This is a genomic window from Xanthomonas sp. LF07-6 (assembly GCF_034105445.1).
Taxonomy (GTDB): domain Bacteria; phylum Pseudomonadota; class Gammaproteobacteria; order Xanthomonadales; family Xanthomonadaceae; genus Xanthomonas_A; species Xanthomonas_A sontii.
This window is the reverse complement of the sequence record NZ_JAXGGI010000003.1, coordinates 348875-359597: the sequence shown is the minus strand read 5'-3', so window position 1 is coordinate 359597 and position 10723 is coordinate 348875. Positions and strand designations below refer to the sequence as shown.

Here is a 10723-nt window from a genome sequence, read left to right as displayed (position 1 = left end):
GCGCGATAGCCCTACTTGAGAAGACGGCCTGCTGGATTGTCTTCTGCTGCACCTGCTTGAAAATACCCAATCACGCTCGCCACGGAACGATGCTCGGTCATCGCCATTACCGCTGGCAGCGGCACCCCTTGCTTGCCGGCTTCGGTAACGAACCCTGACCTGAGACTGTGCGCCCCAAAGTCCCCCTCCAATCCCGCCAACTTGGCCCGACGCTTAACGATCGACGCCACTGAGCCAGGGAGGAGGGCAGGGCCCACTCGCCCTCTCCAGACCCGCCTGAAGATCGCCCCCTCGTCGATCTGCGCGACCTTCAGCCAGGCGGCCAGCGCATCGGCACTACGCCCCAAGATCGGCTTGTCAGGGGTCGAATCCACGGTCACCCCGGCCTGCTGGGTCTTCGAGTACTCAAGCCGATAGATGTAGCCGTCATCGCCGACCTTGCGCAGGTCACGCATATCCGCGGCCGCGATTTCGCTGCGCCGGCGCCCGCCACTGGCAAAGCCAAAGCAGAGTAGGGCACGGTCACGCAGGCCCTCCAGGCTGTCATCGCAGGTCGCTAGCATGGCCTCGAGCTCGGCCCGAGTGATCGCGGTCTTCTTGGTTGGCCGCTCACCCCGTTTGACCGCAGCACGCCGAGCCCGGCTGAGCAGGGTGCGGACGCTGGGCAGCTCGCAGGGGTTGGTCAGCCGCTTGAGCTTGTGGGCGGTTGAGAGCACCGCCACCCGCTGGACCACGGTCGACAGCTTCAGCGGCCCGACCTTGGCCTTGAGCCCGGCGGCCACCAGCATCTGATCCAGCGCTGGCGGCAGCTCGCTCACCAGTTCGGCTTTGCTTCGACGTTGAATATGGTCGACCAGAAACTGGATCACCACAGCCTCGCTGACCGGAAGCGCCAGCTCGATCCCATAGCGTCCCCGGTGCCAGCCGGCCCAGTAGCGCAGGGCGGTGGTATAGCTGCGGGTGGTGTTGGCCGCAGCCGCTTCGGCCAGCAGCTCGCGCACCGCTTCGGCGGCTTGCTGGGCCAGTTGCTCTGGCAAAACCAGATGCGTGGCCGTCGCCGGCAGGGTCGAAAATGTGGAATTTCGATTCATAGTATGTAATTTACGCTATGAAACAGGGTGTCTATTAGCGATAATCATCACTTATCGCGAGTACGTCAACTGCGGGGCAGGGCGCCAATCCGGGAGGCACTTCAATGGCCAGAGGCATCACAGAATCAGACGTCCACGCCGCCGCCGACACGCTTGTCGCGCTTGGCGAACGTCCGACCGTGGAACGAATCCGTGCTCATCTTGGCACTGGCTCGCCAAACACCGTGGTTCGCTGGCTGGAAACCTGGTGGGGAAGATTGGGTGAGCGGCTGACCGCGCAGCAGGTCAAACTTGAGCTACCCAATGCCCCTGCGGAGCTGGCGACCTTGGCCTCACAGTGGTGGGAGCATGCGCTGGCAGCCGCACAGCGCCACGCTGACGCCAACCTGGCTCAACAGCGTGCCGACCTCGTCGCACTACAAGATGACTTGGGCAATCGGGAGGCCGCTTGGCAAGCGCAGATTCATCAGCATTCCGTTGCTGCCAACCAAGCTCGGCAGTCGCTGGTTGTCGCCGAACAGCGGCTGGCCGATCTCCAGCGCTTGTGCGATCAACAGCTTACTCAAATTGCCGACCTGACCACGCAACGCGAGGACTTGCGTGACCGCTGCACCCAGATGGAACAAGAGCTTGGTGCGCTGCAGGGCCGCTACAGCGAGCGTGAGGCAGTGATCACCATCGAGCGCAATCGTCAGGCCGACCACGTGCGTGCAATTGAAGATAGGGCGCACGCAGAGATCGATCGGGCACGGCAGGAAGCTCAGGCACTTCTAAAGCAACTTACGAGCGCACAACGGGAGCGTCAAACGTTTGAACAGCACGCTCGCCAGCAAGAAGACAGTACCCGTCAGGCGTTGGCTGAGGCGCTACGAGAAGCTGCCGTCGAGCGAACTCGAGCCGACACCCTGGCAGCAGAGTTACAACGTACCGTCTCAGCGAGGCAAACGTCACGCCAGAAGTCGGCCGCACCGGCGGCACGCAAGCCGCGCCGCGCCGCACGTTAGACAACAAGCGCATGGTATGCTCAAGCCAATGAGTGCCTACCACCGCTACGAGCCCGGCTTTCGAATACCGGCGTGATCGCAACGATCACGCCCCTGTAGCTCAATTGGTAGAGCAGCGGATTTATATCCCGTCAGCGCCAGATAAGCGGCAAGTGCCGGTTCGAGCCCGGCCAGGGGCACCACCTGTTCGCGTCGTCGCGGATGACACGTTGAACCGTGCCTTGCTTCTACCCGGGCATTTAATTGATGCGCTTTTTTCTAGATACTGAGTGGGCCGACACTCTAGGCTCTGAGCTCGTCAGCATCGCCCTGGTGGCGGAGAACGGCATTGACTACCTCTACGCCGAGCGAGAGATCTTGCCGGCGCGTCCGACTGACTTCGTTCGAAGCGTCGTGTATCCACTGCTGGATCGGGACAAGTCGGTCCTGACGAATCAAGCAATGACCAAGCGCGTACGCGGTTTTCTCAACTCCGCAAGTGCTCCAATGATCTTTGCGGACTACGCCAACGATCTCCAGCTTCTCCACTACGTGCTCGCGGGCTTCGATCTACCCGATACCCAAGTCTATGCGTGCGGCCCGACACCCAGGTCCAGAGCTGCAGGAACTTGTCATCCTATGGAACAGCGCTGCTGGAACTTAAGGTCCAGATTTCAGTACTGGCGGTTGTTCTGGTCAACTCCGGGGCGTTTTTTCCGTCGTTCCATCAAAGCTGTGGCGACTTGTCCTGGCTCCGAGAAATGTGCGGCGTATGTTCGCGGCAAATGGGGTGTATGCCTGCGGGAACGGGGGCATTTCCTGCGCGGCAATCAACGGGGGCATTTCCTGCGCGGCAATCATCTGCAACGGGGATGGCCGGCCGCGCCCCCGTCCGGGGACACGGCCAATTTCGCATAATGTATCTTATGTAAAATTCCTGGAGTAGAAGGAGCCCGCAGGCACCGTCAGACCCACCAACCTCACCGCACCGTCACCAATCCCTGCGCCCCCGCCCATTGCTGGATGTCGTCACGGCGGATCGCCGCGGCCATCAGGCCTGGGAATGCGTCCGGGGTGCAGGCGAACGACGGCACGCCCAGTGCCGCCAGCTTGGCGGCAAGGGCGCGGTCGTAGGACGGTGTGCCTTCGTCGCTGAGGGCCAGCAGCACGATGAACTGCACGCCGGATTCGACCAGTTCGCGGGCGCGCGCCAGCAGCCGCTCCTCGACGCCGCCTTCGTACAGGTCGGAGATCAGCACCAGGATGGCGTTGTGCGGTTCGCGGATGATGCCCTGGCAATAGCTCACCGCGCGGTGGATGTCGGTGCCACCGCCCAGTTGCACGCCGAACAGCAGGTCCACCGGATCGTCCAGCTGCTCGCTCATGTCGACCACTTCGGTGTCGAACACGACCAGGCGCGTGGACACCGCCGGCAGCGAGGCCATCACCGCGCCGAAGATGCTGGAATACACCACCGAGGCGGCCATGGAGCCGCTCTGGTCGATGCACAGCAGCACTTCGCGTTGCGGCTTCCTGGCCTTGCGGCCGTAACCGACCAGGTCCTGCGGCACCACGGTGCGCAGGTCGGGTTGCCAGTGCCGCAGGTTGCTGCGGATGGTGCGGTGCCAGTCGATCTCGGCCAGCCGCGGGCGGCGGTTGCGGCGAGCGCGGTCCAGGGCGCCGGTCACCGCCGAGCGCATCGGTTCCTCGAGCTGGCGCAGCAGGCTCTCCACCACCTGGCGCACGACCATGCGCGCGGTGTCCTTGGTTTGCGCCGGAATCACCTGGCTCAGGCCGATCAGGTTGGCGACCAGGTGCACGTCGGGCTGCACCTGCTCGAGCATTTCCTTTTCGAGCAGCATCTGGGTCAGATCCAGACGCTGCAGGGCGTCGCGCTGCATCACCTGTACCACCGACGAGGGGAAGTAGCGGCGGATGTCGCCCAGCCAGCGGGCCACATTGGGCGAGGAGGCGCCTCGCCCGCCGCGGCGCCCCAGGCCGCCTGGGCCGTCGGGCTCGTACAGCGCGGCCAGCGCCTGGTCGATGCCCTGCAGCGGCTTGGGCAAGGCGCCGCAACTGGATTCGGCCTCCTGCCCCAGGATCAGGCGCCAGCGCTGCGCGCGCGAGGTGGGCGTGTCGGGTGTGGATGGCGTGTCGGTCATGCGGGCAATCCCAGCAGTTCACGCAGCGTCGGCACCGCGCGCTCGGCGCGGGCCAGGTTCCAATCGGGGACGACAGCGGCCTCGGTTTTCTCCACCGGCGCCTGGCGCACGCGCGTTCCCAGGTCGCGGCGGTCGGCGGGCTGGAAGGCGGCGAAGGTGCGCCGCACCAGCGGCAGCACGCGCACCAGTTGCGCCTCGTCCAGCGCCACGACCCAGGCATCGATCATCTGCCACACGGCATCGTCGTGCAGCAGCACGGTGGCGTTGCGGTTGAGGAAGCCGTCCAGCCACTGCGCGGCCTGCAGCGGTTCGGCGCCCGGCGACAAGTGCTGCTGCAGTTGCAGGTGCACGATGGTGCCCTGCACCGCCTGGGTGTCGAACAGCAGCCGCAGGGCGACGCCCTGCAGCAACGCGTTGCATGCCGGCGACAGCGCCACGCGTTGCAAAGCTTGTTGCCAGTTGGCGCTGCCGTCCGCATCGTCGCGCAGGCCGATGGCGCGATCGGCGTCCAGGACGATGCTGCGCGCCTGCTCGGCGCGGGCCTCGTCGAGGCTGGACAGCGCCAGGGTCAGGCCGATGACCGCGCGCGCCAGCATGCTGTCGAACAGGTGTGCGACCTGGTTGCCCTCGGTCTGGCGGACATTGCCGTAGCGGTACACGTTGGCCAGCGGCGGCAGCGCACTCAGCAGCGCCAGCGGGTCGGCATCGGTGGCGGCACGGGCCTCGAGTTCGGCGGCGATCGCGCTGACCGCCTGCGGCAGGTCGGCCAGCAGCACCTGGTCCACCAACGCGGACAGCGCCGGCAACGCCTCGGCCTTGCGTGCCTGCGCGATGGCCATACTGGACGCGGCATCGGCCAGGGTCTGCCCGTGGCGGCTGGCTTGCACCAAGTCCACCAGGAACTGCGGCTGCCAGGCCAGTTGCCAGATTTCGTGGAAGGTGCCGCGTGCGGACTGCCCGGTGCGCGCCAGCCGGCCCCATTCGATGCCGATCAGGCGCAGCCGATGCAGCAGATGGCTGCGCGCCAGATCGGTGTCCTTGCGCAGGTCCAGATCCAGGGTCTTTTCCAGCGCTTCGGGTTTCAGGCGCAGGCGCTTCTGCTGCGCCTCCAGGTCGCGCTGCAGCGGCACCGCCGGCACGCTGTCGGGCACCTGTCCCAGGGCATCGCCGATCATCAGGCGCTCGCGGATGAGCCGCATGGGCGCATCGTCGCCGTTGCAGATGACCGCGCGGCTGGCTTCGGCAATGTCCTCCAGGCCTGGGGCCGGATGACCACGCAAGGCAGCCAGGGTGTCGGCCAGGCGTGTGGCCTCGATCAGGTGCGCCGACGAGCAGTCGAGTCCGTGGTCGCGCAACAGGCGCCCCACCCGCGCATACCAGCCGACGGCGCGTTGGTCGTGGACGCCGCTGCTGCGCCACAGGTGGTCGTACCAGCCCGGCGCTTCCACGCCGGCGCCGTAGCCGCTGTCCATGCTCAGGTGGCGATAGGTCCATGGCACCCAGGTGCTCTGCGTCTTGCGCTTGGGCATGGCCTTGAGCAGGCGGCTGTCCGCGGTGGCGCTGTTGGCGCGCAACGCCGCCGGCTGCAACGCAGGCACATGCCAGGCGCCACAAACCACCGCGACACGCGTGAACGCCTTGCTGGTACTGCGCAGCGCGCTGCGCATGTGGGCTTCGCGCACGGCCTCGTGTTCGCCGCGCAGGCCGGGAGGCTCCGGCGTGTGTTCGCGTACGGCGGCCATGGCCTCGGCGATGGCATCAAACAGCCCCTGCCCGTCGCCCCGCTCTTCCACCATGTGGTTCCACCAGGCTTCGCCGTCGGCATGGCCGGCGGCGCGCGCCAGCCAGTCCAGCGGATCGGACGGGCGCACCTCGGCGCGCTCGTCCTCGGGTGCGTCGGCGGCGTCCTGCACCGGTGGCGGCGTGTCCGCCGGCTCCGACGTTTGGTCTGCAGGCGCAGCCACGCGCTCGGCGCGCGCCTGCGCCTGCCATTCCAGGGTCAAGGCCGGCGGCACGTCCATGAAGCGTACCGCCACGCCGTTGCGCAGCGCCCAGTGCATGGCCTGCCATTCCGGGGAGTACGCCGCATACGGATGGAACACGGCTAACTGCGGGTCGTCGACGCAATAGGACAGCAGGGCCACCGGCGGCTGCATGCCCTCCTCTAGCACGTGCGGCAGCAATGCCTCGTTACCTGCCGGCCCTTCGATCAGCACGCAGTCCGGCTGCAACGCCGTCAACGCGGCGACCAGGCTGCGCGCGCAGCCGGGGCCGTGGTGGCGAATGCCGAACAGGGAGATGGCTTCGCTCATCGAGGCCGGCTCGCTCAGGCCTGCTCGCGGAACGCGCGGTACAGGTCCTTCCAGTCCTCGCGCTCCTTCACCACGGTTTCCAGGTATTCCTTCCACACCAGCGCGTCCTGCACCGGATCCTTGACGATGGCGCCGATCATGCCGGCGGCCATGTCGCCCGGACGCAGCACGCCGTCGCCGAAATGGCCGGCCAGGGCCATGCCGTTGTTGATCACGGAAATGGCCTCGGCGGTGGAGAGCGTGGCGGTCGGGCTCTTCAGCTTGGCCTTGCCGTCTTCGGTGACGCCGTTGCGCAACTCGCGGAAGATGCGCACCACGCGCGCCACTTCCTGCAGCGCCGGCGGCTCGGCCGGCAGGTCCAGCGCCGCGCCCATTTCGGCCACTCGCTTGCGCACGATCGCCACTTCGTCCTCCTCGCTGGACGGCACCGGCAGGATCACGGTGTTGAAGCGGCGCTTCAGCGCGCTGGACAGTTCGTTGACGCCCTTGTCGCGGTTGTTGGCGGTGGCGATCACGCTGAAGCCGCGCACCGCCTGCACTTCGCTGCCCAGCTCCGGGATCGGCAGGGTCTTTTCCGACAGCACGGTGATCAGTGCGTCCTGCACGTCGGCGGGAATGCGGGTGAGCTCCTCGATGCGGGCGATCTTGCCCAGGCGCATGGCCTGCATCAGCGGACTCGGCACCAGCGCCTTCTCGCTGGGCCCGTTGGCCAGCAGCTGCGCATAGTTCCAGCCGTAGCGGATCTGCTCTTCGCTGGTGCCGGCGGTGCCCTGCACCAGCAGCGTGGAATCGCCGCTGATCGCCGCGGTCATGTGTTCGGACACCCAGGACTTGGCGGTGCCCGGTACACCGAACAGCAGCAGGGCGCGATCGGTGGCGATGGTCGCCACGGCCACTTCCATCAGGCGGCGGTCGCCGATGTACTTGGGGCTGACCACGAAGCCGTTCTCCAGCGTGCCGCCGAGCAGGTAGGTCACCACCGCCCAGGGCGACAGCTGCCAGTTGGCGGGCCGCTGGCGGTTGTCCTGGCGGCGCAGTTCCTCAAGTTCCTCGGCGTATTGGTGTTCGGCGTGCTGGCGCAGGACGGCGGTGCTCATGAGGTCTCCAGTGAAAGGCGTAAGGATCAGGATGCGGCGTGCAGGCTCTGGCGCAGGACCAGGAGCTGGCGGGCCTGCTGCACGCAATCGAGCAAGGCGGCGCTGGCGTCCGCGGGCGGATCGGCCACCTGCACCCGCGGCAATGCCGACGGATGCAGGACGGCGAGCAGTTCCAGCAGCGCGTCGCGCAGCAGATAGTCGTGGCGCAGCATCGGAGCGCCGAACAGCGAGCCCAGGTCTGTCGCCAGCGACTGCGAATAGGCGGCGCTCAAGTGCTGGCCGTGGGCGGTGCCGGCCAGCACCTCGCCGAGCAGCGCCTGCCGCTGCAGTTGCGCGGTACTCGGCGGCCAGTAGCCCTCGCGCCGCTCCGGCGGCAGCAGGGCCAGCAGCTCGCTCGGGCTGCGCTGCCGTTGCTCCACGTCGAGCAGGGCTTCCACCCAGGCCGGCTCGCTGGCGTCCACCTGCTCCAGCCAGGCACGCAGCAGGGCGGCGTCCCACTCCGTGGTGCGGGACCAGGCCAGCACCTCTTGCGGGGTCTTCTCCAGCGTGCGGCACCACCAGGCGAGCGGCAACTGCCGCGCCAGTTGATAGAGCCACCAGGCGCGCTCACCGAGCGCGTCGCTGTCGGGCCGCTTGCTGTCGATGGCCGCCTCGTTCCACCCGGCATCGGCCGCCCTCGGCGCCTCCAGGGTCCAGCTCACTCGGCGCAACAGGCCGGTGCGCTGCTGTTGCAACACCGCCGACATCTGCGCCTGCAGGTACTGCGCATGTGCGGTGGACGACAACCGCGCCAGCATCGGCCCGGCCAACTGGCGGACCTCGCGGCTGCGGTCCTTCAGCAGTTGCTGCAGGAACGGCGCATCGGCCTCGCACAACTGCGGCTGTAACGCATCGACGCAGGCGGCGCGTTCACGTGCGGACAGTTCCTTCTGCGCGTCCTGCAGGCGCTGGCGCGCGCCGTCGGGGTCTGACGCGCGCAACTGCCGCAAGGCCAGCAGGCGCGCATCGAACGTGCCCTCCTCCCAGATCCGCGCCAGATCGGCAGGCGTCTGCGCCGCCGCTACCGCATCGGCGGCGTAGGTCCACTCCGCATTGCGCCCTGCGAGCCAGCGGCCGCGCGCGCCCAGCACCGGGCGCAATGCGCCCCGCAGCGCGCTCAGGCGCGCGCCTGCGTCCAATGCCTGCGGCAGTACCACGACCGGCAGATGCTGGCCGCGTGCGGCCAGTTGCAGGCAGGCTTCGTGGCGAAGGCGTTTCAGCCACGCTGCGGGCTGCGCGCTGGCGAACAGCGCCCGCAACAGCGGCACCCAGGCATGGTCTGCGGGCAACGCTTGCGGATCGTGCGGCGCGGGCGGCGGTAGTGGCAGTGGCGCGCCGAGACGCAGCGCCGCACGCCGGCAGGAGGCCAACGCGCCCACCTGCAGGCTGTAGCCCAGTGCGGCGTCGTCCTGCGTGGCGATGGCGGCGAGCACCTCGCCGAGTGCGCCATCGAGGGCAATCCGTTGCGCGCGATCGATGCCCAGCAGCGCCGGTTTCAACCAGGCCTCGTTCATGCCGCGCTCCTTTCCCAGCGCTCGCCCTGCGCGTTCCACGCGCTGAGCGGCCACAGCGTGTCGCCGTCCCACTCGCCCATCAGGCAGACAGGATGACCGCCGGCGAACGCGAGCAGCGCCCAAGCCTGCATCGCGGGCAGCTGCAGCGGCAGGCTGCCTTCGCTGTGCTGCGCCCGAACGCTGCGGCCGTCGTGCGCGATCTGCGCCTCCTGCAGGCGCATCGGCACCTGCGGCAGCCATGGGTTGAGCGCATGCGCACGGGCGGCGGCGTCCAGGGTGTCGGTGCGCGGCAGCGCGGCGCCAGCCTCCACGCCGGCATCGAGTTCGCCCGGCACGGCGCGCAACGGCACCGTACCCGGATGGAAATGCAGGCAGCCGGCATGTACATGACCGTTGCGCCACTGCTGCTCCCATCCGCGCCCGCCGTGGCTGTACTCCTGCAGCAGCGCGGGGCGGCCGCTGTCCAGGCCCTGCAGCCACACCCGGCGTTCCAGCAGATTGCCCGGCTGCTCGATCAGGTGCTGGCCCTGCACATGCCAACGATCGTGCACCGCCTCGCCTTCGCGCAACACCGTGTCGCGCTCCAGCGGCCAGCCCAGTGCGGCACGCAGGTCCGCCTGGCGCGCGGCGCTGAAAGCCCCTGCGCGCGGCACCGCCTGGGCCAACAGTTGCAACAGGCCGAGGCGTTCGCCGAGGTCGGCGAGCTGCGCGAGATCGCGGCCGCCCTCGCCCACGGCACGCTCCAACTGCGCGGCCAGTCCGGAAGCCTGCGCATCGACCATGCGCGCCATCATGCGCCGCGCGTCCTGGTCGAACTCCGCGCCCAGATTGGCCAGGCCCTGGCGGAACTGGTCGGCGATCCAGCGTTGCAGTTCGGCCGCGCCGGCCTGCATGCGCGCCCAACGCGCCTGTTCGCGCCTGGCCGCCGCCGCGGCCTGGACCTGCGGATCGGGCGGCGGCTTGCTGGCGGCGCCCTCCTCCTTGCGCGCCGCGCGTTCGCGACGTCCCTGCATCCATTCCTCGACCCAGGCCGGGCGGGTGCCCGCCACGCAGCGCGGGTTGCCGTCGGCATACAGCAGCAGCATGGCCAGCCCGTGCTTGCACGGAAACTTGCGGCTGGGGCACGAGCAACGGCTGACCAGTGCAACCAGGTCCACCTGGGTCTGGTAGGGCTTGGCGCCACTGCCCTGGCATTCTCCCCACAGCACCTCGGCGTCGGCGCCGAGCAGGCCCCACTTCCCGTCCGTGGCCAGGCCGGCGGCCGCCTTGGCCGATGCCGGATCCGGCGCAAGCGCGAGGACCTGCTCGCGCGTGAGTCGCACTTCCATATCCTTACTCATCTCAGCGTCTGGTCGATGATAGCCGAGGTTGTGTGGCAATCAGCGACATGGTCGGCGCCGGACACGCGGCACGCGGGCGGCTGCCTCGTTGGCTCGCCGACCGCGTGTGCCTCGGCGCTGACAACTGGGCATGCGACGCCGGTCGATGGCGCCTGTCATTCCCTCGCTGGCTGCGGCATCACGCA

Annotated in this window: 7 protein-coding genes and 1 tRNA gene; 2 read left to right on the top strand and 6 right to left on the bottom strand. The window is 68.1% G+C overall.

Translation table 11 applies throughout. The annotated features are described in order from the left end of the window. Positions 1–11: 11 nt before the first annotated feature. Positions 12–1091: a site-specific integrase gene (locus SLW56_RS08950; RefSeq protein ID WP_320694712.1), complete on the bottom strand. Its 1080-nt coding sequence runs from the start codon at positions 1089–1091 to the stop codon at positions 12–14. Positions 1092–1195: 104 nt separating this feature from the next. On the opposite strand from SLW56_RS08950, the gene SLW56_RS08945 reads away from it, so the two are divergent. Both SLW56_RS08945 and SLW56_RS08940 read left to right on the top strand, forming a co-directional pair. Continuing rightward, the gene (locus SLW56_RS08945; RefSeq protein ID WP_320694711.1) at positions 1196–2095 is read left to right on the top strand and encodes a DNA-binding protein; all 900 of its coding nucleotides are present in this window, start codon (positions 1196–1198) and stop codon (positions 2093–2095) included. Between the two features lie 89 nt (positions 2096–2184). After that, positions 2185–2277 (top strand) — tRNA-Ile (locus SLW56_RS08940). A 777-nt stretch (positions 2278–3054) separates the two neighbouring features. Here SLW56_RS08940 and SLW56_RS08935 read toward each other — a convergent pair. From SLW56_RS08935 to SLW56_RS08915, 5 genes are read right to left on the bottom strand one after another with little or no spacing between them, the layout of a single operon-like run. Then, positions 3055–4236, bottom strand: a complete 1182-nt coding sequence (locus tag SLW56_RS08935; RefSeq protein ID WP_267122487.1) for a VWA domain-containing protein — start codon at positions 4234–4236, stop codon at positions 3055–3057. Further along, a complete protein-coding gene (locus SLW56_RS08930; protein ID WP_320694710.1) occupies positions 4233–6548 on the bottom strand; it encodes a DUF5682 family protein in 2316 nt (771 codons plus the stop codon). Before SLW56_RS08930 ends, SLW56_RS08935 begins: the two co-directional genes overlap by 4 nt. A gap of 14 nt (positions 6549–6562) precedes the next feature. Continuing rightward, a complete protein-coding gene (locus SLW56_RS08925) occupies positions 6563–7645 on the bottom strand; it encodes an AAA family ATPase (protein ID WP_017910372.1) in 1083 nt (360 codons plus the stop codon). Between the two features lie 26 nt (positions 7646–7671). Further along, on the bottom strand, positions 7672–9198 hold the full coding sequence (locus SLW56_RS08920) for a DUF5691 domain-containing protein (protein ID WP_267123208.1): 1527 nt from the start codon (positions 9196–9198) through the stop codon (positions 7672–7674). Then, positions 9195–10538: an SWIM zinc finger family protein gene (locus SLW56_RS08915; protein ID WP_320694709.1), complete on the bottom strand. Its 1344-nt coding sequence runs from the start codon at positions 10536–10538 to the stop codon at positions 9195–9197. Before SLW56_RS08915 ends, SLW56_RS08920 begins: the two co-directional genes overlap by 4 nt. Between the last annotated feature and the right edge of the window lie 185 nt (positions 10539–10723).

Bases quoted from the DNA above. Each gene is read 5' to 3' on its own strand.
- SLW56_RS08920 (WP_267123208.1), bottom strand. From the start codon at position 9,198: ATGAACGAGGCCTGGTTGAAACCGGCGCTGCTGGGCATCGATCGCGCG.
- SLW56_RS08935 (WP_267122487.1), bottom strand. From the start codon at position 4,236: ATGACCGACACGCCATCCACACCCGACACGCCCACCTCGCGCGCGCAG.
- SLW56_RS08930 (WP_320694710.1), bottom strand. From the start codon at position 6,548: ATGAGCGAAGCCATCTCCCTGTTCGGCATTCGCCACCACGGCCCCGGC.
- SLW56_RS08950 (WP_320694712.1), bottom strand. From the start codon at position 1,091: ATGAATCGAAATTCCACATTTTCGACCCTGCCGGCGACGGCCACGCAT.
- SLW56_RS08925 (WP_017910372.1), bottom strand. From the start codon at position 7,645: ATGAGCACCGCCGTCCTGCGCCAGCACGCCGAACACCAATACGCCGAG.
- SLW56_RS08945 (WP_320694711.1), top strand. From the start codon at position 1,196: ATGGCCAGAGGCATCACAGAATCAGACGTCCACGCCGCCGCCGACACG.
- SLW56_RS08915 (WP_320694709.1), bottom strand. From the start codon at position 10,538: ATGAGTAAGGATATGGAAGTGCGACTCACGCGCGAGCAGGTCCTCGCG.